The 26,520-nt window shown below is 65.3% G+C and carries 26 protein-coding genes, 2 tRNA genes and 1 riboswitch; of the genes, 9 read left to right on the top strand and 19 right to left on the bottom strand.

What is annotated here, in order from left to right; translation table 11 throughout:
• Position 1 precedes the first annotated feature (1 nt).
• The 8 genes from ELS24_RS27805 to ELS24_RS27770 all read right to left on the bottom strand — a co-directional run bounded on the left by ELS24_RS27805 (position 2) and on the right by ELS24_RS27770 (position 7,161).
• A complete protein-coding gene (locus tag ELS24_RS27805; protein WP_127185972.1) occupies positions 2–1,027 on the bottom strand; it encodes an ABC transporter substrate-binding protein in 1,026 nt (341 codons plus the stop codon).
• Between the two features lie 20 nt (positions 1,028–1,047).
• Positions 1,048–1,839 (bottom strand): ABC transporter permease, encoded by a 792-nt coding sequence (locus tag ELS24_RS27800; protein WP_127185971.1) that lies wholly within the window; start codon positions 1,837–1,839, stop codon positions 1,048–1,050.
• Positions 1,836–2,600, bottom strand: a complete 765-nt coding sequence (locus tag ELS24_RS27795) for an ABC transporter ATP-binding protein (protein ID WP_127185970.1) — start codon at positions 2,598–2,600, stop codon at positions 1,836–1,838. Before ELS24_RS27795 ends, ELS24_RS27800 begins: the two co-directional genes overlap by 4 nt.
• Positions 2,597–4,057 (bottom strand): acyl-CoA reductase, encoded by a 1,461-nt coding sequence (locus ELS24_RS27790; RefSeq protein WP_127185969.1) that lies wholly within the window; start codon positions 4,055–4,057, stop codon positions 2,597–2,599. Before ELS24_RS27790 ends, ELS24_RS27795 begins: the two co-directional genes overlap by 4 nt.
• Entirely contained in the window at positions 4,054–5,136 is a 1,083-nt protein-coding gene (locus ELS24_RS27785; protein ID WP_127185968.1) for a long-chain fatty acid--CoA ligase, read from the bottom strand. The genes ELS24_RS27790 and ELS24_RS27785 overlap by 4 nt, the downstream gene beginning before the upstream one ends.
• A gap of 64 nt (positions 5,137–5,200) precedes the next feature.
• A riboswitch (TPP riboswitch) is annotated at positions 5,201–5,292 on the bottom strand.
• A 41-nt stretch (positions 5,293–5,333) separates the two neighbouring features.
• Positions 5,334–6,722 carry a Fic family protein gene (locus tag ELS24_RS27780; RefSeq protein WP_050445910.1) on the bottom strand — a complete coding sequence of 463 codons (1,389 nt, stop codon included), beginning with the start codon at positions 6,720–6,722 and terminating at the stop codon, positions 5,334–5,336.
• 200 nt (positions 6,723–6,922) lie between these two features.
• Positions 6,923–6,998, bottom strand: a tRNA-Phe gene (locus ELS24_RS27775).
• Between the two features lie 87 nt (positions 6,999–7,085).
• Positions 7,086–7,161 (bottom strand) — tRNA-Phe (locus ELS24_RS27770).
• Positions 7,162–7,379: 218 nt separating this feature from the next.
• Here ELS24_RS27770 and hemA point away from each other — a divergent pair.
• The 5 genes from hemA (at position 7,380) to ELS24_RS27745 (ending at position 11,728) form a co-directional block, all read left to right on the top strand.
• Positions 7,380–8,654 carry a glutamyl-tRNA reductase gene (gene hemA, locus ELS24_RS27765; protein WP_050445878.1) on the top strand — a complete coding sequence of 425 codons (1,275 nt, stop codon included), beginning with the start codon at positions 7,380–7,382 and terminating at the stop codon, positions 8,652–8,654.
• An 84-nt stretch (positions 8,655–8,738) separates the two neighbouring features.
• Positions 8,739–9,821, top strand: a complete 1,083-nt coding sequence (gene prfA, locus ELS24_RS27760) for a peptide chain release factor 1 (RefSeq protein WP_050445879.1) — start codon at positions 8,739–8,741, stop codon at positions 9,819–9,821.
• Positions 9,822–9,830: 9 nt separating this feature from the next.
• Positions 9,831–10,664, top strand: coding sequence for a peptide chain release factor N(5)-glutamine methyltransferase (prmC, locus tag ELS24_RS27755; protein WP_127185967.1), 834 nt, complete (start codon positions 9,831–9,833; stop codon positions 10,662–10,664).
• A gap of 166 nt (positions 10,665–10,830) precedes the next feature.
• Complete coding sequence (gene grxD, locus ELS24_RS27750; protein WP_006227137.1) at positions 10,831–11,157, top strand: Grx4 family monothiol glutaredoxin; 327 nt, start codon at positions 10,831–10,833, stop codon at positions 11,155–11,157.
• A 7-nt stretch (positions 11,158–11,164) separates the two neighbouring features.
• Positions 11,165–11,728: a UbiX family flavin prenyltransferase gene (locus ELS24_RS27745; protein WP_050445881.1), complete on the top strand. Its 564-nt coding sequence runs from the start codon at positions 11,165–11,167 to the stop codon at positions 11,726–11,728.
• A gap of 98 nt (positions 11,729–11,826) precedes the next feature.
• On the opposite strand, the gene ELS24_RS27740 is transcribed toward ELS24_RS27745, so the two are convergent.
• Positions 11,827–12,900 (bottom strand): DUF6817 domain-containing protein, encoded by a 1,074-nt coding sequence (locus tag ELS24_RS27740; protein ID WP_127185966.1) that lies wholly within the window; start codon positions 12,898–12,900, stop codon positions 11,827–11,829.
• 172 nt (positions 12,901–13,072) lie between these two features.
• Here ELS24_RS27740 and ELS24_RS27735 point away from each other — a divergent pair, with 172 nt between their 5' ends.
• A complete protein-coding gene (locus ELS24_RS27735) occupies positions 13,073–13,867 on the top strand; it encodes a MetQ/NlpA family ABC transporter substrate-binding protein (protein ID WP_127185965.1) in 795 nt (264 codons plus the stop codon).
• Positions 13,868–13,937: 70 nt separating this feature from the next.
• On the opposite strand, the gene ELS24_RS27730 is transcribed toward ELS24_RS27735, so the two are convergent.
• From ELS24_RS27730 to ELS24_RS27715, 4 genes are read right to left on the bottom strand one after another with little or no spacing between them, the layout of a single operon-like run.
• Positions 13,938–14,786 carry an SDR family NAD(P)-dependent oxidoreductase gene (locus tag ELS24_RS27730; protein ID WP_127185964.1) on the bottom strand — a complete coding sequence of 283 codons (849 nt, stop codon included), beginning with the start codon at positions 14,784–14,786 and terminating at the stop codon, positions 13,938–13,940.
• On the bottom strand, positions 14,783–15,577 hold the full coding sequence (locus ELS24_RS27725) for a citryl-CoA lyase (RefSeq protein ID WP_050445885.1): 795 nt from the start codon (positions 15,575–15,577) through the stop codon (positions 14,783–14,785). The genes ELS24_RS27730 and ELS24_RS27725 overlap by 4 nt, the downstream gene beginning before the upstream one ends.
• Positions 15,574–17,079 carry a class I adenylate-forming enzyme family protein gene (locus ELS24_RS27720; protein ID WP_127185963.1) on the bottom strand — a complete coding sequence of 502 codons (1,506 nt, stop codon included), beginning with the start codon at positions 17,077–17,079 and terminating at the stop codon, positions 15,574–15,576. The genes ELS24_RS27725 and ELS24_RS27720 overlap by 4 nt, the downstream gene beginning before the upstream one ends.
• 17 nt (positions 17,080–17,096) lie before the next feature.
• Complete coding sequence (locus ELS24_RS27715) at positions 17,097–18,086, bottom strand: Bug family tripartite tricarboxylate transporter substrate binding protein (RefSeq protein WP_050445886.1); 990 nt, start codon at positions 18,084–18,086, stop codon at positions 17,097–17,099.
• Positions 18,087–18,188: 102 nt separating this feature from the next.
• On the opposite strand from ELS24_RS27715, the gene ELS24_RS27710 reads away from it, so the two are divergent.
• The gene (locus tag ELS24_RS27710) at positions 18,189–18,953 is read left to right on the top strand and encodes an IclR family transcriptional regulator (RefSeq protein ID WP_127185962.1); all 765 of its coding nucleotides are present in this window, start codon (positions 18,189–18,191) and stop codon (positions 18,951–18,953) included.
• A gap of 21 nt (positions 18,954–18,974) precedes the next feature.
• Here ELS24_RS27710 and ELS24_RS27705 read toward each other — a convergent pair whose 3' ends face one another.
• From ELS24_RS27705 to ELS24_RS27695, 3 genes are all read right to left on the bottom strand, one after another.
• Positions 18,975–19,523, bottom strand: coding sequence for a DUF934 domain-containing protein (locus tag ELS24_RS27705; RefSeq protein WP_127185961.1), 549 nt, complete (start codon positions 19,521–19,523; stop codon positions 18,975–18,977).
• Positions 19,516–21,258 carry a nitrite/sulfite reductase gene (locus ELS24_RS27700; RefSeq protein WP_050445889.1) on the bottom strand — a complete coding sequence of 581 codons (1,743 nt, stop codon included), beginning with the start codon at positions 21,256–21,258 and terminating at the stop codon, positions 19,516–19,518. Before ELS24_RS27700 ends, ELS24_RS27705 begins: the two co-directional genes overlap by 8 nt.
• Before the next feature lie 387 nt (positions 21,259–21,645).
• Positions 21,646–22,554, bottom strand: a complete 909-nt coding sequence (locus ELS24_RS27695; RefSeq protein ID WP_050445890.1) for a LysR family transcriptional regulator — start codon at positions 22,552–22,554, stop codon at positions 21,646–21,648.
• Positions 22,555–22,671: 117 nt separating this feature from the next.
• On the opposite strand from ELS24_RS27695, the gene ELS24_RS27690 reads away from it, so the two are divergent.
• Both ELS24_RS27690 and ELS24_RS27685 read left to right on the top strand, forming a co-directional pair.
• Complete coding sequence (locus ELS24_RS27690) at positions 22,672–22,872, top strand: hypothetical protein (protein WP_127185960.1); 201 nt, start codon at positions 22,672–22,674, stop codon at positions 22,870–22,872.
• The gene (locus ELS24_RS27685; RefSeq protein ID WP_127185959.1) at positions 22,872–24,209 is read left to right on the top strand and encodes a DUF3100 domain-containing protein; all 1,338 of its coding nucleotides are present in this window, start codon (positions 22,872–22,874) and stop codon (positions 24,207–24,209) included. Before ELS24_RS27690 ends, ELS24_RS27685 begins: the two co-directional genes overlap by 1 nt.
• A gap of 91 nt (positions 24,210–24,300) precedes the next feature.
• Here ELS24_RS27685 and ELS24_RS27680 read toward each other — a convergent pair whose 3' ends face one another.
• From ELS24_RS27680 to ELS24_RS27670, 3 genes are all read right to left on the bottom strand, one after another.
• On the bottom strand, positions 24,301–24,912 hold the full coding sequence (locus ELS24_RS27680; protein WP_127185958.1) for a hypothetical protein: 612 nt from the start codon (positions 24,910–24,912) through the stop codon (positions 24,301–24,303).
• A 159-nt stretch (positions 24,913–25,071) separates the two neighbouring features.
• The gene (locus ELS24_RS27675; protein ID WP_127185957.1) at positions 25,072–25,680 is read right to left on the bottom strand and encodes a glutathione S-transferase; all 609 of its coding nucleotides are present in this window, start codon (positions 25,678–25,680) and stop codon (positions 25,072–25,074) included.
• A 72-nt stretch (positions 25,681–25,752) separates the two neighbouring features.
• Positions 25,753–26,403: a carbonic anhydrase gene (locus ELS24_RS27670; protein ID WP_127185956.1), complete on the bottom strand. Its 651-nt coding sequence runs from the start codon at positions 26,401–26,403 to the stop codon at positions 25,753–25,755.
• Positions 26,404–26,520: the final 117 nt, after the last annotated feature.

The following is a 26,520-nucleotide window of genomic DNA, read 5'->3' as shown; positions in this document are numbered from 1 at the left end:
GTCAGTCTCCCGGCAGCAGGCCGGTGTCGACCACGGCTGCGATGTCGATGGGCTTTTCGATCAGGCCCAACGCGCGGTAGGCGTCGGCGGTCTGTTGCAGCGAGCCCAGGTCGAGCGCGCCCAGCGGCCGACCGGCGGCGGTCGCGGCCGCATTGCGCAGCCGGATCACTTCCAGGCTGATGGCGCGGTCGGTGCCGTCGATGGCGCGTTTGCCGGCCAGGGTGGCGGCTTCTTCCGGCTGGGCGATCATCCATGCGGCGCTGTCGCGATACGCCTTCAAAAATGCCCGCAGCAGCGGCTGCTTTTGTTGATAGACCGCTTCGCGCACCACGAACAGGTCGCTGGACACGTTGAGCGTGTCGCGCACTTCCATGACGTGGACCTCGCCCAGGCCGCGCCGCCGCCCAACCAGCAAGCCCGTGTCGGTGGCGGCGGTGGCGTCTACCTGGCCTTGCAGCAGCGGCGCGAAGTTCAGCACGCCGGTCACCACGATTTCCACATCGGCTTCGGTCAGGCCCGCCTGATGCAGCATCACCAGCAGGTTCTGGCGGGTGCCGCTGGCCAGGCTGTAGACGCCGATGCGCTTGCCCTTCAAGTCGGCGGGCCGTGTGATGTTGGCCGACTTCAGCGACACCACGTTGAACACGTTCTGCGGATAGATGTCGTAGATGGCGCGCAGCTTCTCGCCCTTGTCCAAGGCCATGAAGAACGAACCGGGGTCGGTGAAGGCCACGTCGGCCTGACCGCTGAGGATGTTGCGGATGGCGTCGCCGCCGCCCGCGCCGGGCAGGTAGACCAGTTCCACGCCCTGGGCCTTGAAGAAACCTTTATCGGGTTCGGCCAGCAGATTGGTGATTTCGCTGATGGGCTTGCTCCAGCCGGCCACCGTGACCCTGCCGGACGCGGCGGCCTGGGCGTTTTGGGCGCGCGCGGTTCGCGGCGCCAGGGTGGCCAGGGGCGTCAGCGACACGGCGGCAAGGCTTGCGGCGGCGGTCAGCAGGGCGCGGCGGGTGGGGTGCGGAGGCATGGAAGGGGTCCGGAAGAGAGTCATGATTGATCGGCATAGGGGCGCAGCAGGCGCCGTTCCAGCAGCAGCGTGGCCTGATAGCCCAGCAATCCGATGATGGCGATGGCGGTCAGCGCGGCGAACATCAGGGGCGTGTCCATCATGCCTTGCGCGGCGATGATGACGGCGCCCAGCCCCCGGCTGGCGCCAATGAACTCGCCCACCACGGCGCCCACCAGCGCCAGCACCAGCGCCACGCGCAGGCCGGCCAGAATGCCGGGTAGCCCGGCGGGCAGTTTCAGGCGCAACAGGGTCTGCGCACGCGTAGCGCCCAGCATGCGGAACAGTTGCAGCCGGTTCGGGTCGACCTGCCGCAAGGCGGTCAAGGTGTTTTCCATTAAGGGAAAAAAGCAGATCAGCGCGGTCATGACCACGGTGGGCGCCATGCCGAAGCCGAACCACAGCACGAACAGCGGCGCGAGCGCCAGCTTGGGGACCACCTGGCTGACGATGACGTAGGGCTTGAGCACGCGGTCCAGCAAGGCGGATTCCGCCAGCGCCACGCCGATGCCCAGCCCCGCCGCGCCGCCGATCGCCAGGCCCAGCAGCATCTCGGCAAGCGTCGCGCCGATGTGGGGCCAGAGGTAGCCGGTGGCAAGACTGGTCCATAGCGTCTTCGCCACAGCCGTGGGGGCGGGCAGCACCAGTGCTGATATACCCACCTGCCGCACGGTGATTTCCCACGCGGCCAGCAGCAGCACCAGCAGCGCCAGGGCAAGCAGGCGGGGCTTGATCGTGGCCTGGGTCGCCGCTTTGATGGCGCTCGGCTTCATGGGCGCGCCCCGTTCATGAATTCAAATACCTGCGCGCAGGCCGCATTGAATGCCGCGCCATGGCGCATGGCTTGCGTGCGCGGCGCGGGCAGGTTCACCGGCAGGTCGGCAAGCATGCGGCCCTGGTGCATCACCGCGACGCGGTCGCCCAGGTACACCGCTTCGCTGATGTCGTGGGTGACGAACAGCACGGTGGTATTGCGCAGGCGGCACATGCGCAGCAGGTCGTCTTGCAGCTCGCCGCGCGTGATGGCGTCCAGCGCCGCGAACGGTTCATCCAGCAGCAGCAAGGCCGGTTCAAGAATCAAGGCCCGCGCCAGCGCCACGCGGCTTTGTTGGCCACCGGATAGCTGGCGGGGATAGTGTTGTGCATGGTCGGACAGCCCCAGCATGGCCAGCAAGCCGTGCGCGCGTTCCAGGTCTTCCGGCAGCGGCCGGCGTTGCAGCGACACGGGCAGCAGCACGTTGTCGACCACGCGTTGCCATTCCAGCAGCGTGGGTGCTTGAAACACATAACCCAGTTGCGGGCCGGGCGCGGCGGGCGTGCCGTCTTGCAGCACGACGCGGCCGGACTGCGGCGTGATCAGGCCGGCGGCAAGTTTCAGCAGCGTCGTCTTGCCGCAGCCGCTGCGGCCAACCAGGCAATGAAAGCCGCCGGCTTGCAGGCGCCAGTCGATGCCGTTCACGATGGGCGCGCGGCCGGGGTAGGTGTAGACCGCCTCTTCGATGTGAAGAAAGGGCCGGGACGGGTCCGCCATCATGGTTCGTACGGCGCGTAAGGGTCGGCGGCGGCTTCGGCGGATTGCTCGATTTCGGTCATGCGAACCAGATCCAGCAGGTTGAAGCGGCCGTCGTGATGCCAGCCGGCTTCGGGCAGACTCATCGCGCCGATGGCGCTGATGCGGGTGACGCCCGCCGCGCCCAGTTGATCGGCCAGGCGGTAGAGCTCTTCGGGCGTGGCTGCCACGCCCGCTGTTTGCAGATAGCGGCTATGCGCGGCCACCAACGGCGCCACGTCATCCAGCGTGTCGACGCCGGCCACCACGATGCTGCGTTGCAGAGCCGTGGGCGCAAGCGGCGCGGCGGCATCGGTGTACGAGACGCTCCATGCCGCGTCGGGCTCGCCGATCAGCGCGTCGGCCCCACCATCCGGCAACTGCCATTCGATGGTCTGCCGCCACTTCGCCACCGCGGCGGATTCCGCCAGGTCCAGCGCGCGGCGCGGAAAGCGGCGTTGCAGATTGGCCAGTTCGCCCGCCAGATAGCCGGCAAAGTCGCGCGGCGATACCGGGCCGCCGCGCTGCACGTAGAAAACCTGGGGCGAGTAACAGCCCTGCTGGTCGTAGCGCATCACATCCCAGGCCGCGCGACGAGCCAGGGCGGGGCCCTTCTGCGCGTCCAGCGCCGCCGCGCTGACCACGCCAAAGCCCAGCTTGTGGCCATGCGCCAGAAAGCGCGTAGTGACGGGCAGGCGTTGCTGAATGGCGTGCAGCGCGTCGTTGCCGCCGTAAGCCACCACCGTATCCGCCTGCGCGTAGAGCGCGGCGGCATCGTCGTCCCCCGCGCCGCGCCACCACACCACGGCCAGGCAATCGGCAAGCGGCGGATGCACTTCCGCCAGCAGGCGCGCGAACCAGCCGGCAAACAGCGGCTCGGCGCTGGGCAGCTTGCCGATATTGCCCGCCTTCACCAGCAGCCCGCAGATCAGGCTCCACAACGCCAGCGCGGGCACGTTGCCCGCCCAGCTATGCACCAGCAACTGCGGGCCATGGGCGCGCACCGCGCCGCCTTTCGGCGCGGGCTGAAAGCCGTCCAGCACCTTGGGGTTGGCGAAGTCCTCGGCCACAAAGCGGTGCAGTTGCGGCGCGCGAAACGTCTTGAAAAAGCCGGTGAGGCCCAGCCGCACCATCTGCGCGTCGTAGCCGCTGACGATCGGCAGCAGCGCGTCGGCTTGTTGCCGGTATGGGTCGTTGGGATCCAGCAGGCGAGCGATGGCGCGGTCGATGACGTTGATGATTTCCGACACCGTCATCGTCTTCAGATGCTGGGCGCTGGCCTCTTTGACGCGCTGCGCCAGCGCCCGCATCTGCGGGGCGGTCAGCACCGGCACGGCCACGTCGACGCGCTGGCCATCCTGCTCGAAGGGCAGCGTCTGCCATTGGACATCGGCCGAAGCCAGCCCCGGCAGATAGCCCGCGTCGATCCGTTGCGCGTTCATGGCCGCGTGGACTGAATGAATTCTTCGACCGCCAGCGAGCAACCCTTGGCCTGCGCGCCCTCGGCGCGGCCCAGCAGCAAAAAGCCGCCGTCGGCGGGTTCGCCCACGTCTTCGGTAAGGATGGTGCTGACCGAATTGAAGTTGCCCAGGTCGCAATGCGCCAGAATGCCGCGTTCGCCGGCCGGCACCGTGCGCCCCGTGACAGGGTCCACCAGGCGCGAACGGATCCAGTGCGGCCCCGATTTCACGGAAGGGACCATGGCGTTGCCGTCGTCATAGAACTGCGTGCTGAGTTCCGTCATGCCGTACATGTTGATGCACAGCGCGCGCGGCACGCCCAGCAGGTCCGATAGTTCGGCATAGAACGTGTCCAGCGGCAATTCGCGCGATTGGCCCTTGTAGCCGCCGGTGTCCAGAATGCGGCTGCCCGGCGGCAGGCGGAACGTTCGGCCTGCCTTGCGCAGCGCGTCGATCACATGCACGAAGCTGAAGCTGGCGCCCAGCAGGGCGTAGGGCTCGCCATCGCGCTCGGCGGCTTCCAGGCGGCGCCACAAGCCATCAAGATCGATGCCCTGGGGCGACATGAAATAGCGGCTGTCGTCGCTGCCAAACGCGGTCTTGGCCAGCGCCAGGTAATGCGCCAGCGACGAATTGGGCATGGCGACTTCGTCCGGGAACAGAATGCCCATCGGCAAGCGCGGCGTGCCCCGCATGACGCGGGCGGCGAAGTTGCGCGTCATGGACAGGTCGTAGACGTCCAGGTGCGGGTGGAAGTGGCGCCCGCGCATGTCGGCGCGCGTGGTGCCGCTGGTCATGAAGACGCGCTCGTCGGGGCGGGCGGGTTCACAGCGCAGTTCCATCGCCTTGAAGGCGTCGATGGGCACGGCGGGAATGTCGCTCCAGGTCTTCACATTGCGCACCGTCGCGCCCCGGCGCTGGCAGAACGCGCGGTAGGGGGCGTTGGCGCCGTACTGATACGCAAACAGCCGCAGCGCAAGCTGATCAAACTGCGCGTCGGTGCAGCCGTCCTGGGCAATGAATTCAAGGAGTTCCGCGACGGGCGGGGCGGCGTTGTTCATGGGCGTTCGTTGATTCCAATACAGGGAAGCTCCGAAGCCCGCCCGCACAAGCGGCGCAAAGGCGCGGCAGGGCGAATGCTCTTCTTACGCCGGCATGAACCGGGTCAAGTTCGCGGGTTTGATTCTCAGCACTGGCGTGCACCCCGGAGCAGAGGCAATGTTAACCCGCAATGCGGGGGAAGTTTCGGGCCTGCCAGCTACCGAGGTCGCCCAGCGTCAATCCACTTCTGCGTCATGCCTCTAGCCAGGTTATAGCGGGCGCAGTTGTATTGCTCGAGGTGGTCCAGTTCAGTGTTCGCGATGGTGCGCAATGCCTCGACGTCGTCGGGCTCTACCGACACCTCCGACAATGTGTCCGCCAGCGTTCGGCGATAGAAGACGACGAACTGCATGATCTCATTGAGGCTCTGTCGATACCGGGCGCGAAGCGGGTCGGGGACGGATAGGGAGGCGCGCAATACGCTGTACTTCTGGATGGATCGACGATAGATGAACTCAAACAACTCCACCGCTGCGGCGACGTTGCGCTGTTCATAGACGCCAAGCATGGCCATGGCGTAGTCCGTGCGCTCCACATCCAGGAAAGACAGGGGGGCGCAGTTATGCAGCAAGAGCGGCATGTTGGCGCTCAGGCGACTTGTGCGCTTGTTGCCGTCCGCGAAGGGCTGTAGATAAGCCACATTGACCCAAAGGAAGAATGCCGCTTCAACCGGATTGTGAATGTGGCGAGCCTTGTCGACGATGGCATTCAGTGACTCTTCCAGGAACGTGGGGATGTTGTTTGGTGAGTAGACAGAGCCATCTATATTCACCAGACGTCGACGGAAGCGGCCTATGTCGCGTGAGTCTCGTAATAGATCCCTCATTAACTTGGCCTGCAGGTCGACGATGACCGGCACGGTGATGCCTTCGGTAGGCACCGCGTCGACCAGGAACTCGATGGCGTTCTTGTGGTTCAGCAACATCAGGGTGTCTTCGTCGAGGGGGTCGGCTTGCTCGCCAAGCTCGAAGAGTTCCTTGGTGTCCAGCAAGCTCTTGTTGTTGCCCTCCAGGCGCGACGATGACCAGGACAAGTCGATAAGCAATTGCTCCAGCACCTCGCGGGCGTACGTTCCCGCGGGTTGCTGATCTTGGCTACGGCCTGCGTTGTACAAGTCCGTGGCGAGCGTCGGTGGCAGCAGGCTGGACTGATTCGGAACGTAGTTAGCGACGAAGCTGCTTTCGTAGCCCACCGGGTGGCGGGTTCCCAAAGGTGCACGCAGCGCTTCAATCAATGGCAAGGCCGCTGGCGACCACTGCAGCCGGCCAGTGGGTGGCGGCGCGCTTGCGGGTGTTGCGGGTGTGGGCAACACGGCCAGGGCAGACTTGGCCGCTTCGGTGGCCATGTAGCGGGTGGCTCGGCCTGCACCCAGCTTTTCCAGAAAGCCGGTGGCGACCAAATCCCGCAAAATCCGGTTGATGGTGGGCCGGGAAACTTGAAGGATTTGCTCTAGTGCTCCAGGTTCTATGGGCCGCTTGGCGGCCAGTATCTGGCGCAGCATGGCTTCATGCCGGGGTGACAGGCTGGCAAGGGTAGGCGGGGTCATCAGGGGCGGGACCTTGTCGATAGCGCGGCGGGCTAATCTTGTCTCAGTGACAAGATTAAGGCTCAAATCTTATCATCTGACAAGATTTCGATAAGATTACGATAAGGTTAGGATTCGATGATAAGAAAGGCGTCGTAAGAAAGAAGGGCAGCGCCAAACGCAAAAAGCCCCGCCAAGGCGGGGCTCAATGCTTGAATTTTTGGTGGCCTGGGGCGGAATCGAACCACCGACACAAGGATTTTCAATCCTCTGCTCTACCGACTGAGCTACCAGGCCAACACGTACACCGGTGCAAAAAGCCCAGCGCGGCGGCTGGGCTTTTTTGAGATCTTGATATTGCTACCGCAACCCCAATAATTCTTTTGGTGGCCTGGGGCGGAATCGAACCACCGACACAAGGATTTTCAATCCTCTGCTCTACCGACTGAGCTACCAGGCCAACGAAGTCCGCAACTATACACAATTTTTTTGGGCCACGCCAGCAAGGCGGGGCCAGATCGCCAACTATTTTTCCTCCCCGGTTCCCGCCCCGACTGTTGGGTGAATGGCACGGAAAGGTGCGACGCAGGGTCGCGGCTGGGGGCGGAACTGCGCTGGGGATAACCCGCAGGGGTATAATCTTTCAGTTATTTCGTGGCAGTCTTTTACGCATCCTCCATGTCGGTAGCTGTCCTTGCCTTCGGTCTGAACCACACGTCCGCGCCGGTTTCGGTTCGCGAGCGCGTGTCCATGCCCGTCGATCTGGTCAAGCCCGCGCTGGAAGGCCTGCGTTCGGCATTCGGCGGTTCCGTCCGCGAAGCCGCCATCCTGTCCACCTGTAACCGCACCGAGATCTATTGCGCCGCTGACGGCCACGTTGCCGATCAATTGCCCGCCTGGCTGGCTGAACACAACCGCCTGGACGCCGGCACGCTGCGCCCGCACCTGTACCGCCATCACCAAGACGACGCCGTGCGTCACGCTTTCCGCGTGGCCAGCGGGCTGGATTCCATGGTGCTGGGTGAAACCCAGATCGTCGGCCAGATGAAAGACGCCGTGCGCGCCGCCGGCGAAGCCGGATCGCTGGGCACCTTGCTGCACCAGATGTTCCAGCGCACGTTCTCGGTGGCCAAGGAAGTGCGGTCGCAAACCGCCATCGGCGCGCAGTCGGTGTCCATGGCCGCCGCCGCCGTCCGCCTGGCCGAGCGCGTGTTCGGCAACCTGGACCAGGCCCGCACGCTGTTCATCGGCGCGGGCGAAATGATTGAACTGTGCGCCACCCACTTTGCCGCGCAACGCCCGCGCAGCATGGTCGTGGCCAACCGCACGGCCGAGCGCGCCGAAATCCTGGCCAACCGTTTTTCGGCCAGCACCATGAAGTTGGCCGACCTGACCGAGCGCCTGTCGGAATTCGACGTCATCGTGTCCTGTACGGCAAGCTCCCTGCCCATCCTCGGCTTGGGGATGGTGGAACGGGCCACGCGCCTGCGCCGCCACCGCCCCATGGTCATGATCGACCTGGCCGTGCCGCGCGACATCGAACCTGAAGTCGGCCGCCTGGACGACGTCTACCTGTACTCGGTGGATGACCTGGGCCGCCTGGTGCAGACCGGCACCGACGCGCGCCGCGCCGCCGTGGTGCAGGCCGAAGCCATTATCGAAACCCGCGTCCAGGGCTTCATGCACTGGATGCAGTCCCGCGAAGTGGTGCCCGTCATCCGCGACCTGCACCAGGCCGCCGAAGACGTCCGCGCCGCTGAACTCGAACGCGCGCGCCGCCTGCTGGCGCGCGGCGAATCGCCCGAAGCCGTGTTGGAACAACTGGCGCATGGGCTGACGCAAAAATACCTGCACGGCCCGCTGGCGGCCTTGAACCGCAGCGAAGGCGACGACCGCAAGCAACTGCTTGCCTGGATGCCGCGCCTGTTCCCCGGCCGCGACTCCCGCCGTTAGCGAATCTGCCCCACGTCCCGCCTCCTGGCGGGCGTTCGTCTTTGTGGGCGCCCGCTATTCCTGTTTTCTCTTTGGTCATTCCCCATGAAATCTTCCATGCGCAGCCGGCTGGAGCATCTGTGTAACCGCCTGATCGAGGTGGACGCGTTGCTCGCCCAACCGGAAACCGCGTCCGATATGGACCGTTTCCGCAAGCTCTCGCGCGAACGCGCCGAGCTGGAACCCGTGGTGGAGGCCTTCACCGCTTTCGCTCGCACCGAGGAAGACCTGGCGACCGCGCAGGAAATGCTGTCCGACCCGGACATGAAGGCCATGGCCGAAGACGAGATCAAGTCGGGCCGCGTCAAGCTGGAAAGCCTGGAAAGCGCGCTGCAATTGCTGCTGCTGCCGCGCGACCCCAATGACGGGCGCAGCGTGTTCCTGGAAATCCGCGCGGGCACGGGCGGCGACGAAAGCGCACTGTTCTCGGGCGACCTGCTGCGCATGTACACGCGCTACGCGGAAACGCGTGGTTGGCGCGTCGAGCTGATGTCGGAAAGCGCCTCGGAACTGGGCGGCTACAAGGAAGTAATCGCGCGCATTGACGGCGACGGCGCCTACGGCCGCTTGAAGTTCGAGTCCGGCGCGCACCGCGTGCAGCGCGTGCCCGCCACCGAAGCGCAGGGTCGCATCCACACGTCGGCCTGCACCGTGGCCGTCATGGCCGAAGCCGACGAGATGTCGGAAATCGTCATCAATGCCAATGACCTGCGCATCGATACGTTCCGTGCCAGCGGCGCGGGTGGCCAGCACATCAACAAGACCGATTCCGCCGTGCGCATCACGCACTTGCCCACGGGGCTGGTGGTGGAATGCCAGGACGACCGGTCCCAGCACCGCAACAAGGACAAGGCCATGCAGGTGCTGGCCGCGCGTCTGAAAGACAAGGAAACGCGCGAACGCCAAAGCAAGGAAGCCGCCGAGCGCAAAAGCCTGATCGGCACGGGCGACCGCTCCGAGCGCATCCGCACCTATAACTTCCCGCAGGGCCGCGTGACGGATCACCGCATCAACCTGACGCTGTACAAGTTGCAGCAGATCATGGAAGGCGACCTGGAAGAGCTGACCGGCGCGCTGATCGCCGAGCATCAGGCCGAGCAGTTGGCGGCGCTGGGCGACGACATCTAAGGCGGCGCCATGACGACGCCCCAGCTGAAAAGCCTGCTGCTGGACACGCGCCTGCCGCGCCTGGAAATTCGCATGCTGCTTGAACACGTGCTGCAAAAGCCGCGCGCCTGGCTGCTGGCGCACGACACCGACCCGCTGTCGCCCGATGTGGCGGCGGCGTTCGAGACCTTGCTGGCGCGCCGCCTGGCCGGTGAACCCATGGCGTATCTGCTGGGCCATCGTGAATTCATGGGCCACCGGTTTCGCGTCACGCCCGACGTGTTGATACCGCGCCCCGACACCGAAGTGCTGGTGGAAACCGCGCTGGAATGCGTGGCGGGTATCGCGGGGCCGGCCGTGCTGGACCTGGGCACGGGCAGCGGGGCCATCGCCATTTCGATCGCCCTGGCGCGCCGCGACGCGCGGGTGATGGCGTCTGACCTGAGTGCCGCCGCGCTGAAGGTGGCGGCGGCCAACGCCTGGGACTTGACCGCGTCGGTGCGTTTCGTGGAAGGCAGTTGGTTTGACGCCGTGCCCGCGGGCGAAGGCTTTGACCTGATCGTGTCCAATCCGCCCTATGTCGCCAATAACGACCCGCACCTGGACCAGGGCGACTTGCGCTTCGAACCGCGTGGCGCGCTGACCGATGGCGCGGGCGGGCTGGAAGACCTGGGCCGCATCGTGGCCGGCGCCGGCGCGCACCTGAAGCCGGGCGCGCAGCTATGGATGGAGCATGGCTGGGACCAGGCGCAGGCGGTACGCGGCTTGCTGGAGGACGCGGGCTTTGAATCGGTGCACAGCCGGCATGACCTGGCGGGCATTGAAAGAATTTCCGGCGGGCGCTGGCCGGCCGGGGGGCGTTGACCGTCCCGGTTGTTACAGATTTTCAGGGCGGGAAACCCGCGAAAAGCCCGCCCGGGGCGCCCGGCGCGGGGGGCAGGTATCCGCCCAGCTTTACGGGTATTTACGGCCGTTTTTTCCGCTGTACCTATAATTGGCGTATTCCGTTATGCCTGTCCAAGAGACCACCATGAGCGACGTTCAAGAATTCATCCGCGAAACCGTGACCCAGCACCCCGTCGTGCTGTTCATGAAGGGCACTGCCCAATTCCCGCAATGCGGCTTTTCCGGCAAGGCCATCCAGATCCTCAAGGGCTGTGGCGTGAAGAAGCTGGTTACCGTCAACGTGCTGGAAGACGACGAAGTCCGCCAGGGCATCAAGGAATTCTCCAGCTGGCCCACCATCCCCCAGCTTTACGTGGCGGGCGAATTCATCGGCGGCTCGGACATCATGAACGAAATGAATGAGTCCGGCGAACTGAAGACGCTGCTGGAGCAATCCGGCGCCACGGCTTAAGCCGCCCATGCGGCGACTTGTCATCGGCATCACGGGCGCCACCGGCGCGCTCTACGCGGTGCGCATGCTGCAAGCCTTGCGTGGCGTGGACGATGTTGAGACGCACCTGGTGGTGTCGGCGTCCGGCGTGCTGAACATCAAGCACGAAATGGACGTCAGCCGCCACGACATCTATGCGTTGGCTGACCACGTGCATTCAGTGCGCGACGTGGGCGCCACGCTGGCCAGCGGCGCGTTCCAGACGGCGGGCATGGTGATCGTGCCATGTTCGATGCGCACCCTGGCGGCCGTGGCGCATGGCCTGTCCGATAACCTCATCACCCGCGCCGCCGACGTCACCTTGAAGGAACGTCGGCGCCTGGTGCTGATGGTGCGCGAAACGCCCTTCAATCTGGCGCACCTGCGCAACATGACCGCCGTGACCGAAATGGGCGGCATCGTGTTTCCGCCGCTGCCGGCGTTTTATCACCGCCCGGCAAGCATTGAAGAAATGGTGGACCACACCGTGGCGCGCGTGCTGGAAATGTTCGACATCGTCGTGCCCGGCCCGCACTGGGAAGGCATGAAGTAGCCGACTTGCTTCGGTAGCGTGCACATGTAGCGTGAACATCTAGCGTGAAGATGAAGCAGCCCCGCATGCGGGGCTGTTTGCATGGTGGTCGCGCGGGCTTACTCCACCAACCCCAAGCCATTCAGCGCGGCCAGGTTTTCCGGCCATTGGCGCGCGCGCGCGTTTTGCAGTTCGATGCGCGCCCAGGCCATCCAGCCCGCCCACTCAATCCGCTTGTCCCATGCCGTGCCCCAGGCTTGCAAGGCCGCCAGGCCCGCTGCCGCATGCGCTTGGGCTGCATCGAAATCGCCCGCGGTCAGCGCCAATTGCGCCAGCAGCAGGCGGGGTTCACCCACCCAGGGGTTGTGTTCAACGGCGGCTTCCAGCAGATGGCGCGCGCTGTCCATTTCCGTCAGTGGATGCATGCGCGTGATGACTTGCCAGTACAGCGCGCTGGCGGCCGCCTCGTCGCGCGCGCTGAGCGTGGCGCGGCAGGCGTCGAACGCCGGGGGAATGGGGATGCCCGTATCGGCGGGCATGCGCGACAAGGGCGCCAGCAGGTGCGACAACATCGACAAAATGTTCGACGGCGGCTTCAGCGGACCGGGCCACAGCGACGACGCCCAGTTCGTTTTCAAATCGCGCCGCTGCTGCTGCGGATAGCCCGCGAAGATCTCGTCTTGCCAGCTATGCCATTGTTCGCCGATGTCGGCGGCGGACACGACGATGAACGCGGCAACCTGGCGTGGCGTCAACGTAAAGACCTGCCCGTTGGCGCCTTCAAGCGTCATGCCGTCGTGGCCCGTGCCTTGGCCCGCCAGCACCACCTGCACGAACTTCGTGCGCGGCATCTCGCAGAACAGGCTGACCCAGGCTTCGGCCTCTTCGCCCAGTACCTCGCGCAGGGTCGAGCGTTCGCGCTCGCGGTCAAACAGCGTCAAGTCCACGTATTCGTTGCCGTAGACGCTGTGGAACAGACCCAGCATTCGCACTTCGCGTGGCTGGTTCCACAGCGCCAGCGTGCGGTACACGCCCAGCAGATGATGCTTGAAGGTGCCGGCCTTGTGCCAGTCTTCGCCGGCGCTGCGGGCGAACAGCAAGTCCAGCAACGCGGGCAGGTCGGCATCGATGGCGGCGTAGTGGTCGGCAAGCAGCGCGCGCGCGTGCGGGTGGAGTTCGTGGGTGGTGGACATGGCGCAAGGCGTGTAATTGAAAGCAGCCGCTATTGTGTCCGCATGAGGCGGGCTTGTCATGGGGCGGTGCTTTATACGATTTGGCTCATATCAATATGAATATTCATCGCTTCCAGTTTGGTAGCGCGCTGCATAGAATCGCGGGTCATTCTTTTTACATGCAGAGCTTCCTATGCGCCTTCGCCATACCCTCGCCATTTTTGCCGCCGTGCTCGGATTCGCCGGCACCCAAGCCATGGCGCAGGACGCCGAACTGAAGGTGGGCGTCACCGTCGGCCCACACGCGCAAATCGGTGAAGTGGTGCAGCAGGTGGCGGCCAAGCAGGGCCTGAAAGTGAAGCTGATTGAGTTCAGCGACTTCATCCAGCCCAACGCGGCGCTGGACGCCAAGGAGCTGGACCTGAACATCTACCAGCACAAGCCCTTCCTGGACTCGCAGAACAAGGCGCGCGGCTACAAGCTGGTGCCGGTGGCGACCGCCGTGGTGCAGCAGATGGGCATCTATTCCAAGCGCCTGAAGTCGCTTGACGAGCTGCCGCAAGGCGGCAAGGTCGCCATTCCCAACGACCCGACCAACGGCGCCCGCGCGTTGCTGGTGTTGCAGGCGGCCAAGCTGATCAAGCTCAAGGACGGCGTCACGGTGACGGCGTCGCTGTTCGATGTGGTCGAGAACCCCAAGAAGCTGAAGTTCATCGAGATCGAAGCGGCACAGTTGCCGCATTCGCTGTCGGATGTGGACGCCGCGGCGGTGAATTCCGCCTATGCCATCCCGGCCGGCCTGTCGCCCGCCAAGGACGCGCTGGCGCTGGAAAGCAAGGACGCGCCGTTCGCCGCCGTGGTGATTGCCGCGCGCGAAGACAACAAGAATGACCCGCGCATCGCGCGCTTCATCAAGGCGTACCAGTCGGACGAGGTGAAGGCGTTTGTGGCCAAGCAGTTCCCGGGCGCATATTCCACGTCCTGGTAAGCCGCCATACCTGCCATACCCGCCATACCCGCGCCGCCTGCAACGGGCGCCGCGTCTGACGCACTGCGCGTCAGGCGTACTTGCCCGTCAGCCCGCCGTCCACCACCAGTTCCGTGCCGGTGATGTAGGACGCATCGTCCGATGCCAGGAAGGCCACGGCCTTGGCCACTTCCCAGGGCGTGCCCATCCGGCCCATCGGCACCTGCTTGTCGCGCGCGGCCAGCGCCGCCTGCAGGTCGTTGGGGTCGAACATGCGCGCCACGTTTTGCGCCACGCGCGGCGTGTCGATCAGGCCGGGAATGACGGTATTCACGCGAATGCCGTCGGCCGCGTATTGCTGCGCCGCCATGCGCGCAAAATGAATCACCGCGGCCTTGCTGACGCTGTACGCCAGGTGCGGATAGCCGGTATAGCGGATGCCCGCGATGGACGACACCGCCACGATGGCCCCGCCGCCTTGCTGGCGCATCAGCGGCGCCAGCAGGCGCGTGGCGATCAGCAGGCTGGTCACGTTCACTTGCTGGATACGGTTCCAGTCGTCCAACGAAATGTCTTCCGGCCCGCCCACCTTGCCGATGCCCGCATTGGCTTGCAGGATGTCGATACGCCCGTAGCGGCGCAGCGCGGCGTCCACCGCGGCCTGCATGGCGTCCGGGTCGGCCACGTCCGCCTGCACGGGCAAGGCGCTGCCGCCCGCCAGCTCGACCTGATGCGCGGCGTCTTCGGCGGCAGCAAGGTCCACGTCCAGCGCCACCACCGCCGCGCCTTCGCGCGCCAACGTCACACAGCTTGCACGGCCGATGCTCCAGCCGGTGGCCGACGCGCCGGCGCCTGCCACCAAGGCGATCTTGCCTGCCAGGCGCGCGCTGCCAGGGGTGGGGGCGGTAGCCGTTGTGGCAGCATTGGCCGTGTCCGTCATGCCGAGCCCTCGCCGTCCTGCTGATGCGTTTTGCCCTTGCCCACATAGGGAATGGCGTGGTCGATGGTTTCCCAGATGTAGCGGCCCGACGGGCTCTGCTGCTCTTCGGCCACATGCGACACCAGCCCGGCCGCGCGCGAGATGACGGCAAAGCCGCGCATCAGGTCGGTGGGCACGCCGATCTCGCTCAGCAGCGCCGCCACCGCGCCCGTGGCGTTGATGGTGATGTGCTTGCCATAGGTTTCGTCTACCGCTGTCGCCAGCAGGCGCAGCGCCCGCAGCGATGCGCCGTCCAGGTCCGGCTCGGCTTCGGCCAGCGCCAGCAGCTTGATCGAACGCGGGTCGTCGGGCTTGTGCAGATGGTGACCAAAGCCGGGCAGGGCGCGGCGCTGTTCACGGAACTCGCGCGCGATGGCCAGCGCTTCGGCCCGGCCATCCGCGGCTTGCTTGATGCGGTCCAGCAGGCGCGAGCAGTTTTCCATGGTGCCTACAAACTGACTGCCCACGGCCATCAGCCCGGAGGCGACCGCGCCTTGCAGGTTCTCGGGCGCGCTCATGTAGATCAGGCGCGTGGCGATGGCGCTGGGCGTCATGCCGTGTTCCATCAGCGTCACCAGCACGGCGTCAACGATACGCATGTCCACGGGGCGCGCGTCACGCCCCAGGATCTGCATGATCATGACTTCGGTAAACGTCTTCTTGCCGATCAGGTCTTCAACCAGATCCACATCCCGGTAAGACATGCCGGTCAGGTGGTGGGCGCAAAGACGGGTCTCGGGGGTAGTGCTCATGCGGTTTCCTTTTGCGCGGCGTCGCGCACGGCGTTCTTCAACACCTTGCCCACGCTGGAGCGCGGCAGGCTGTCGTGAAAATGGAATTGTTTGGGCGTGGCAACCGGGCCCAGCAGCGCGCGCACATGCGCTTTGAGGGCTTCGGCGTCGGCCTGCGCGCCGGGGTGTAGCTGGACGGCGGCGTGCACGGCCTCGCCCCATTTGTCGTCGGGCAGGCCGAACACCGAGCATTCGTACACCGAGGGGTGCGCCGACAGCGCGTTTTCGACATCCACGGGATACACGTTGAAGCCGCCCGTGATGATGACGTCGCGCAGGCGGTCTTTCAGGTACAGGAATCCGCGCGCATCGATCAGGCCGGTGTCGCCCGTGTGCAGCCAGCCGTCCACCAGCGTTTCGGCCGTTTTCTCGGGCAGGCGCCAGTAGCCGGTCATGGTCAGGTCGCCCTGCACCACCACCTCTCCGATTTCACCCCGGGGCAGCAGCGCGCCATCGGCGCCCATGATGGCCACGTCCGACAGCCAGGTCACCCGGCCGACCGAGGCGCGGTTCTCGGGCGTTTCCAGGTCGGCGGGGCGCAGCACCGTGACGATCTGCGGCGCTTCCGTCTGGCCGTAAGTGGTGCCCAGCACGGGGCCGAAGAACTCGCGCGCGCGGTCGACTTTTTCCGGCGGCATCGGGGCGCCGCCGTAGATCAGGTTGCGCAGCCTGGGGAAGTCGGCGCGCGACACGCCTTCCTGCGCCATGATCATGTAGATCAGCGTGGGCGGCATGAAGCTCAGCGTGCCGCCCCGTTCGCGAAACGCCGCCGTGATGCTGGCCGGCGTCACGCTGTCCAGCAGCAGGTGCGCGCCGCCACACGCCAGGATGGGCAGCAGATAGGTGCCCGTGCCGTGCGTGATGGGGGCGGACACCACGTAGCGGTCGTCGCTGCTCAGTTCCCAGCTGGCGATCTGGTTGATGATGCCCGCGTTCCACGCGCGGTACGGTTGCATCACGCCCTTGGGCAGCCCGGTCGTGCCACCCGTGAACTTGATGGCCTGCGTGGCATCGCGTGACAAGTCGTGGCGCACAGGCTCGCGCCCGGCATAACGCTTGAGCAGCGTGCCCGCCGCCAGTGCTTCCGCGCTGTCGTCCAGATGGATGCGCGCGCCATCCGACGCGCGCGCCAGCGGCGCCCCGACGCCGTCGACGATGACGATCGACGGCGCCGTGGCGTCCAGGATGCGCCCGATCTCGCGCTCGGTGCTGCGGTAATTAAGCGGCACCCAGACCTTGCCGCTGGCCATCACCGCCAGCAAGGCCAGGATGTGCCGCGCGGAATTGCCCGCGCAGATGGCCACGCGGGTTTGCGGCTCGGGGTCCAGGTCTTGCAAGGCCGCCGCCAGCGCCCGCGTGTCGGCCGCGAGTTCGGCGTAGGTCACGACGCCATCGGGGCCGTCCAGCGCCACGCGCTGCGGATACTGCTCGGCGGCGCGGAAGAAAAAATCGATCGGGGTCACCTGGTGCTCCTTGAAACCTAGTTGGCCTTGATGTTGGCGCGCTTGACCACGGCGGCCCATTTGTCGATTTCGCTGGTGATCTTCTTGCCAAAGGTCTCGGGCGAATTCGGCGGCTGCGGCGCGTAAAAGCCCGCCTGCTTGTATGACGCCTGCACCGCCGGGCTGGCCAGCGCCTTGTTCAAGGCCTCGTTCAAGCGCTTGACGACGGCGTCGGGCGTGCCAGTGGGCGCCATCAGGCCGAACCAGGATTCAACGTTGAAGCCGGGCAGGCCGGATTCAGCCAATGTGGGCACGTCGGGCGTGGCTTCCAGCCGCTTGGGCGACGTGACGCCCAGCGCGCGCAGCTTGCCGGCCTGCACATGCGGCAGCGACGACGGCAGGTTGTCGAACATGGAATCCACCTGGCCGCCCAGCAGATCGGCCACGGCCGGGCCGCTGCCGCGATACGGCACGTGCAGGATGTCGGTGCCGGTTTCCATCTTGAAGAGTTCGCACGACAGATGAATGGACGAGCCGCTGCCTGACGAGGCGCAGGTCAGCTTGCCAGGGTTGGCCTTGGCGTAAGCGATGTATTCCTGCACCGTCTTGATGGGCACCTTGGGATTCACCACCAGGATGTTGGGAATGGTGGCGACCAACCCAACGGGCTTGAAGTCCTTGAGGATGTCGTAGTTGAGCTTGCTGTACAGCGAGCGATTGATGGTGTTGGCGATGGAACCCATGTACAGCGTGTAGCCATCGGCCGTGGCGCGCGACACGATTTCCGCGCCGATGTTGCTGTTGGCGCCCGTCTTGTTCTCAACGACGAAACTCTGCCCAAGCTCTTCAGACAGCGACTTGGCCATCAAGCGCGCGACGATGTCGGTGGCGCCGCCCGCGGCGTAGCCCACCACGATGGTCACGGGTCGATCCGGATAGGGCGCGGCCGCTAGCGAAGCGCCATTGAGGGCAAGCGTGCCGCTCAGGGCGGCCGCGATGGCGGCCAGCCTGCTGGTGAATGTCTTCATTGTTGTCTCCGTCCTGTTTGTCTAGTATTTGGACAAATCTCTGTCTGCCCGTCTTCATATTGGGCTTAGTCCAGGGCGTCATCAACGCAGCGTGTCCAAAATATGAACAAACTTGAATCGGAAGAGACTGGTCCGCGCATTTTGCGTCGTGGGCTGCGGGTGCTGGGGGTGTTGCGCCAGGCCGGGGCGGCCGGCATGCACGTGACTGATATCGCGCGTGCGGCGGGAATGCAGCGGTCTACCGTCTACCGGTACCTGGATGTGCTGATGGAAGAGGGCTACGCGCTGCGCGAGCCGAATGCACCGCGCTGGCGGATGGCGGAACTGGGCGTGATGATGGCGGACGACCCCCACGCGCAGGCGGTGCGGCGGCTGCGGCCGATACTGCGCCAGATCAGCGATGTAACGGGTGATTCCGCCTTTCTGATCTGCCGCGCAGCGAACGATTCGCTGTGCCTGCACCGCGAGGTCGGCAACTATGCCGTGCAGGTGCTGGCGGTCACGGTGGGCCATCGCCAACCCTTGGGGGTGGGCGCGGCGGGGTTGGCCCTATTGGCGGCCTTGCCGCCGGGCGAAGCCGATGACGTGGTGACGCAAAACGCGCAAGCCTTGAGCGCGTATGGCGGCATGACGGCCGCGCACATGCGGCGCCTGGTGGAGAACACGCGAGGCCGGGGCTGGTCGGTGGTGGGCAACGCCGCCGTGCCCGGTGTGCTGGGCGTCGGCGTGGCCTTGTGCGATGCCAGCGGCTACCCGCGTCTGGCGGTCAGCGTGTCCAGCGTGATCGACCGCATGCAGGCCACGCGCCAGCGCAGCATTGCCGAGCTGATCCGTACGCACCTGGCGCAGGACGCAGCCAGGCTGTAACCGTGACGCGGCGCGGGCCTATCAGGCCGCTGCCGCCGACGGGGGCGCGCGATACGTTTTCTGGTAGTGCACCGTGAACGTCTTGAAGGCGTCCAGTGCCTTGTGCGGGTCGTGGCCGGGCTTGACCAGGAAGCTGTTGAAGCCGACACGAGCCTGGTAATGGATGGTGTCGATCATCACGTCGCCCACTGCGCGCAGTTCGCCAGCCCATTGATATTGCGTGCGCAGCAACTGCGCCAGCGAATAGCCGCGGCCATCCGTGTAGTTGGGAAAGTCCACGGCGATGAAGGCGATGCCGGCCGGGTTCAGGGTGCCGTCGACGTCAAGCAGGTCATGCAAGTCGGCGTCGGGTTCCAGCAGCACGGCCACGGGATGCTGGTGGCGGCGCAAGGTGGCGCGCGAGGTCTTCCAGGTGGATAGCGGCACCACCCAGCCGGGTTCGTCCGTGGGAACCTGGCCTTCGGCCGCCACTTCGGGTTCGGGCACGAAAGGGCGAGACGTATCGGCTTGCAGGCGGCCATCGCGGATCAGGTGCGGGCCGGGGGCGTCGTGGGCGTAAAGGTCAGACATGGGCGGGCTCGGCGCTTTGTACGGGTTTGGCGAAGGCGGGATCGGCGTAGACGTCTTGCTTGAAGGGGTCGATGCCAACGCGGTCCACCACGTCGATGAAGCGCTCGGTTTCGCTGTCGCGCAGGCCCAGGTAGGTGCGGATCAGGCGGTCGACCACGCCGGGCACCTGGTCGCGCGCAAACGAGGGGCCGATGATGCGGCCCACGGCGGCGCCGCCACCACGGGTGGATTCCAGGTCGGGCAGGGGCTTGGCCGCGCCGTTCTGGCGGCCACCCAGCGTCACCTGATACCACTCTTCGCCGGCCTTATCGACGCCCAGGATGCCGATGTGCCCCACGTGGTGGTGGCCACAGGAATTGATGCAGCCCGAGATGTTCAAGTCCAGTTCGCCGATTTCGAACAGGTAGTCCAGGTCGTCGAATTGGCGTTGGATGGCTTCGGCCACGGGAATGGACACCGCATTGGCCAGCGCGCAGAAGTCGCCGCCGGGACAGGCGATGATGTTGGTCAACAAGCCGACATTGGGCGTGGCCAGGTTCAGCGCTTCCAGCTTCTGCCACAGCTCGTGCAGCCGCGCGCGGCGCACGTCGGCCAGGATCAGGTTCTGCTCGTGCGAGACGCGCAGTTCGCCGTAACCGTAGGCATCGGCCAGGTCGGCCACGGCGTCCATCTGGTCGGCGGTGATGTCGCCGGGCGGTACGCCGGTGGGCTTGAGCGAAACGGTAACGGCGGCGTAGCCCGCGACCTTGTGCGCGTGCACGTTGGTGCGCAGCCAGCGCGCAAAGCGCTTGTCGCCGGCGGCCAGGGCGTCGGTGTTGTCGGTGTCTTGCGCGGCGGCGGCATCGTATTGCGGCCAGACGAAGCGGGCCTTGATGCCGTCAACGAATTCCTGAGTGATGGTGTCGGGGCCGTCTTTGATCAACTGCCACTGTTCATCGACCTGCTGGGCATAGACTTCGGGCGTCAGGTCCTTGACCAGGATCTTGATGCGCGCCTTGTACTTGTTGTCGCGGCGGCCATGCAGGTTGTAGACCCGCAGTGCGGCTTGCAGATAGGTCAGCAGATGCTGCCATTCCACGAAGGGGTTGATGAGTTTGCCGACGATGGGCGTGCGGCCCATGCCGCCACCGACCCACACGCGAAAGCCCAGCTTGCCATCGCGTTCAACGGCTTGCAGGCCGATGTCGTGCACGCCCACGGCCGCGCGGTCTTGCACGGCGCCGCTGACGGCGATCTTGAATTTGCGCGGCAGGAAAGCGAATTCGGGGTGCAGCGTGGACCATTGGCGAATGATCTCGCACCAGACTAGCGGGTCGACGAGTTCATCGGGGGCGACGCCGGCGAAGTGGTCGGTGGTGGTGTTGCGGATGCAATTGCCGCTGGTCTGGATGGCGTGCATCTGGACGGTGGCGAGTTCCGCCAGGATGTCCGGCACGTCTTCCAGCTTGGGCCAGTTGAACTGGATGTTCTGCCGGGTGCTGAAGTGGCCGTAGCCGCGATCCCACTTGCGCGCGATGTGCGCCAGCGTGCGCAATTGGCGCGACGCCAGCATGCCGTACGGAATGGCCACGCGCAGCATGGGCGCGTGGCGCTGGATGTACAGGCCGTTCTGCAAGCGCAGAACGCGGAATTCATCTTCGGTAAGCTGGCCGTCGAGGAAGCGGCGCGTCTGATCGGCAAACTGCGCCACACGTTGCTCGACAAGCTGCTGGTCGACGGGGTCATACACGTACATGTCTACTGCCCTTGTAGTCTTCTCGGTTCGAGCCTTTTTGCGCCCGGCGCGGGGCGGCGGAAAAGGGGATTCATAACCGTAACAGGCAGCAGATATCAGCGTCTAAGTCATTCTCGTAATAAGAAAATAAGGCGGCGATCCGGCGGGTCAGCGCGATTCGGTCACCGTCACGATGGCGATCGGAAAATGGCACGTAGGATGGGTGCAGCGCGGCACGGCCGGGGCAAGAATCCCAACGCCGACCGCGCGAAACCCATCAAACGCCGGTGAACAAACGGCAATTCCCGCCATGGCACCAACACCGTCCGATGGGTTGCGCGCGTTCGGCGTTGGGGTTCTGTTGGCGGCCCTCCCGCGCTTCACCCATCCTACGATCAGCGATTGGCACTACGCTGCGCCGATTCCGCGCACGATGTGCTCCAACAATTCTCTTGCCGCTGGGGAAATGTGGCGGCCGGCGCGGCTCAGGACGTGCAGGCTGCCTTGATTCAGGATCGGGTTGGCTAGTGGCAGGCTGGCCAGGCGCTGGGCGCGCATGTCGGCGGTGACGGCGATGGGCGGGGTCAGCGCGTACCCGATGCCCGCCGCCGCGAACTGCCACAACGCTTTGAAGGACGACGTGGTCAGCACGTTGCGCAGCCGCACCTGTTCGCTGATTTCGGCGGCCTGGATGTGTTGTCGCACCCCGAACCCTTCCTGCATCGACGCGCCGGGGTAATCGGCCAGGTCCGTCAACAGCAGCGGCCGGTCCAGCCGGGTCAGCGGATGGTCTTGCTGCACGATGGCGCGGATGGGTTCGGGGCGCGAATAGTGCGTACGCAGGCGCGCGTCGTTGGGCGGCTGGAACACCAGTCCGATGTAGGCGCGGTCGTCCACGATGCGCTGCACGATTTCCGACGTGCGGGCCACGTCGATGTCCAACGTTACCTCGGGATGACTGCGCCAATAGCCGGGCAGCACGCGGTCGAACATCAGTTCGACGAAGCCTTCACCCAGCACCAGGTCGATATGGCCACGTTCGGCGTTGCGCAGGCTGTCGATCTCGGAAAAGAAGCTTTCCTGGATGTTCTGCTGGCGCTTCACATAGCGCGCCAGGATGTGGCCGGCGTCGGTGGGCACGACTCCGCGCCCTCGGCGTTCGAACAACGCCATGCCGCAGTCGCGCTCCAGCGCGGCAATGGCGCGGCTGACGGCAGACGGGTCCATGTCCAGCACTTCAGCGGCGCCGCGCACGGAGCCCCGGCTCATGACCTGCATGAAATAGTGGGTGCGGCGGGCGTCTAGTTTTTCATCCATGGCGGGCTCTTGAAGGCAGGCTGCGGGCAGGGTGGTGCGGCGGCAGATCCACAGTGGAGAATCAGGGTTTACCCGGATTTTTTGGGATGTCGTGCAAAATTCTCCCAGGAAAAGGCCATGCGTTGCATTTTACGCAACGCTTATACCCGCGCGATGTCATGGTTGCCGATCGGACCCCCAGGCGAAAATCGCGCCTGCTGTTCGCGCACGCTGTCGGGTGTCCGGATCGCCGGCCGCCGGATCGCCGGCCGCCGGATCGCCGGCCGCCGGATCGCCAAACCGCAAGAAAACATACTCACGTTCATCAGGGGAAATTGATGTCTTACGCCAGCGCCAGTCTGGCCGCGCCTTCCATGTCGCTATCCGCCCGCGTTCGGATGCTTGCCGCCATCTTGTTGGTGGTGGTCATTTCCGAAGCGATCGGCAGCGTCACGTTTTCGGTGGGTCCGGGCAAGATCGTTCTGCAACCGATGCTTTGGGCCATCTTCATCGGCGCCATCGTGGCGGCTTTTGGCCAGCGGCTGCCCGTGGGCAGCGCCATCGACAAGGCCATGCAGACCCGCATCAGCGGCTATCTGCAATACGCCTTGCTGCCGTTCCTGGCCAAGCTGGGCCTGATGGTGGGCGGCGCACTGCCGCAAGTGCGCGAGGCCGGCTGGGCGCTGGTGTTCCAGGAATTCGGCCACTTCTTCGGCACCATGGCCATCGGCCTGCCGCTGGCGCTGTTGCTGGGCATCAAGCGGGAAGCCATCGGCGCCACGTTCTCGGTGGGCCGCGAGCCCAGCCTGGCCATCATCGGCGAGCGCTACGGCATGAACTCGCCGGAAGGCCGTGGCGTGATGGCCGAGTACATCACGGGCACGGTGATCGGCGCGCTGTTCGTGGCGCTGATGGCCGGCTTCATCACCAGCCTGAACATTTTTGATCCGCGATCGCTGGCCATGGGCGCTGGCGTCGGTTCGGGCAGCATGATGGCCGCCGGCGTGGGCGCCATTGCGTCCCAGCAGACGCCCGAAATGGCGCACCAGGTGGCCGCGCTGGCCGCCGCCGCCAACTTGCTGACGACGGTGGTGGGCGTGTACTTCACGCTGTTCATTTCGCTGCCGACCACCATCTTCCTGTACGGCAAGCTGGAACCCGTGCTGGGCCGCTTTTCGCGCGGCAAGGCCTCGGAATCCGTTGTCGACGACAGCGTCTCGGACGACGTGCCGGCGCACGGCGCGAAGATGGGCTTTGGCGACCGTCTGACCGCCTATGTCATCTGCGGCCTGTTCGCGCTGGTGGGCAACCGTCTGGGCTACAACGTGCCCTTCATGGACGCGCTGCCGGGCATGGGCATCATCATCCTGCTGGTGGTGCTGACCGACCTGATCCTGCGTGTGGTGCCCAAGCTGCCGGCCGTGTTCGTGCTGTCGCTGATCGCCATGACCGCCGGCTGCCCGGGCGTGCTGCCGTACTCGGACCAGATCATCGCGCTGGTCGGCAAGGTGAACTTCCTGCCGTTCACGACCGTGATCCTGGCCATGGCCGGGCTGTCGATCCTGAAGGATCTGCCGGCGTTTCGCAAGCTGGGCTGGAAGATCGTGGTGGTGTCCCTGGCCGCCAACGCCGGCACCTTCATGGGCGCCACGATGATCGCGGAATTCTTCCACTGATCTGAGCGCGCTGAATGGTGAAAGGCCGCCTGATTGATTTTCAGGCGGCCTTTTTTACATCGCGCGTCGTGGGCTGGCGGCCGTGCAACGCTCAGGACATGGCGGGTGCAAACCCGGGACGGTAGCGCGCGTTGTCCGTGGCGTTTTCGGTGGCGCCGATATTGGCCACCGCCGGCACAGCCACTGACGCCGCCTTCATGGCCACGGCGGTTTGCAGTTCCTGCACTTGCGGGTTGGCCATCGCAACGCGATACGCCTGCAAGGGCATCAGGCCTTCGATGGTGCCCAGGTCGTTCGCGTTGCCGGCGCGCTGGGCCACCGGGTCAGGCTGGGCGGCGTACGCGTCAAGGGCGCGGCGCAGTCGCGTGTCCGCGTATTGATCGCGAAAGATATCCAGCTTGGGCAGCGCGTCGGCTGCCGCAAGGGTGGCCGCGTCGGCGCGGGCGTGAATGGTTTGTGACGAAGATTCGGGGGCGTTGGCCGCTTTGGCGGAATCAGCCGCTTCAGCCGTTTCACGTACGCGGGCAACGCGCCGGGCTTCCCACGCGGCTTGCGCCTGCGCGCTGCGCTGGGCCTCGCGCGCGGCCGCGGTCTGGGCCAGGCGTTCGGCTTCCCAACTGGGGCGGGTGTCGTCCACCCGCGCGATGTGCGCCGCGTAGGGCGCGGCCACGCGGGCAATGGGGGAGATCGCAGCGACGTTCATCCTTGCTCCCTGTACGAGTCGACAAGAACCAGAGGTTTGGTTCTGCCGGGGGCTGACAAGTTCAATATTTGGCGTCAGAACTTCCTGCGTCAAAATTTACCGCGTTGCGGGCGCGGCGTCGTGTCAGCCCGTCGCACTAGGAGTCAAAGCGTAACCGCGTCAGGCCGGGGGCAGGGTTGCCTGCATGGACGGGCGTGCGTTGAAGGTCTTGAACCACGCGGCAACACCGGGGTGGGTGCTGCGCCAGTCGTAGCTGGCGAAACGGAAGTCCAGGTAGCCCAGGGCGCAGCCGATGGTGATGGTGCCGATATCGACACGGCCTTCCAGGCTGGCCACGTTCTTTTCCAGTTGCGCCAGTGCGTCGTGCGCCTTGCTCATCTGGCCGTCAACCCAATCGGACCAGCGCAAGGCTTCCGGGCGCAGGGCGGTTTCATAGCGGGCCAGCAGCGCCGCGTCCATGACGCCATCGCCCAAGGCCTGATCAGCCAGTGCTTGCCAGCGCGCGCGGCCGTTCGCGGGGAACAGCGTGCCGCGGCCCAGGTCGTTCAGGTATTCGCAGATGACGCGGCTGTCGTACAGCACCTGGCCGTCGTCCGTGATCAGGGTGGGCACCTTGCCCAGCGGGTTGCTGGGGATGATGCTCTGGTCACGGGCGACGGGGCCGGCGGCGCTGGGCAGTTTTTCAATGCGTTCTGTCAGGCCCAGTTCGTGGGCAATGACCATGCATTTGCGCACGAAGGGTGAAGCCGGCGAGAAAAACAATTTCATAGCGGTCCTTGTCGGTTGCGTAGCGTCTTTGAAGAAAGCGAAAAGCAGCCGCAAGCGTACCGGATATGCGCCTTATTCGGTGATGCCGGTTTCCAGGCAGGGGTTGAATTCGCCCGTTTCCGGATCGCGCAGGAACAGCACGCCGGTAGCCACGCCGAAGTAGGTGCCGTGCAATTCCAGTTCGCCCTTTTCCACACGGCGGCGGATGGACGGGAACGTCATCAGGTTGTTCAGGCTGTGTTCCACCACGGCCAGTTCCAGGCGCTTGAGCTTGGTCTGGCGGTCGCCGGAGCCGGGGCCCAGGCGCTCGGCCATGGGCTCGATCTGCGACATCCACTTGCCGATGAAGTCGCCCTTGGACAGGGGCTTGGCGTCGTCGAAGAATGAACGGATGCCGCCGCAAGAGGCGTGGCCCAGCACGACGATGTGCTTCACGTTCAGGCCGTTGACCGCGAACTCGATGGCGGCGCTGGTGCCGTGGTAGGACGATTCCGAATCAGGCTCACAGGGCGGAACCAGGTTGGCAACGTTGCGCACCACGAACATTTCGCCCGGGCCGGCATCAAAAATCACTTCCGGCGACACGCGCGAATCGCAGCAGCCAATAAGCAGGATTTCCGGGCTTTGCCCCAGTTCGGCAAGCTTTTGATAGCGGCTGCTTTCCGAATGGAAACGGCCGCCCAGGAACGATTGATAGCCTTCGGTGAGTCTTTTGGGAAACATGGTGGTCACTTCCTAGTATCTAGGCCAGGCTTGCTGGCACGCCGACAGACGCAATAAGGGGCTTCGTTTGGATGCCCCTGTTATCGAGTCGGCAAGCGGAATTTTCCCATATTTGCC

Source organism: Achromobacter spanius (assembly GCF_003994415.1).
GTDB lineage: Bacteria > Pseudomonadota > Gammaproteobacteria > Burkholderiales > Burkholderiaceae_B > Achromobacter > Achromobacter spanius_C.
Note: the sequence above shows the minus strand (reverse complement) of the source record. Positions and strands in the feature narration are given on the sequence as shown.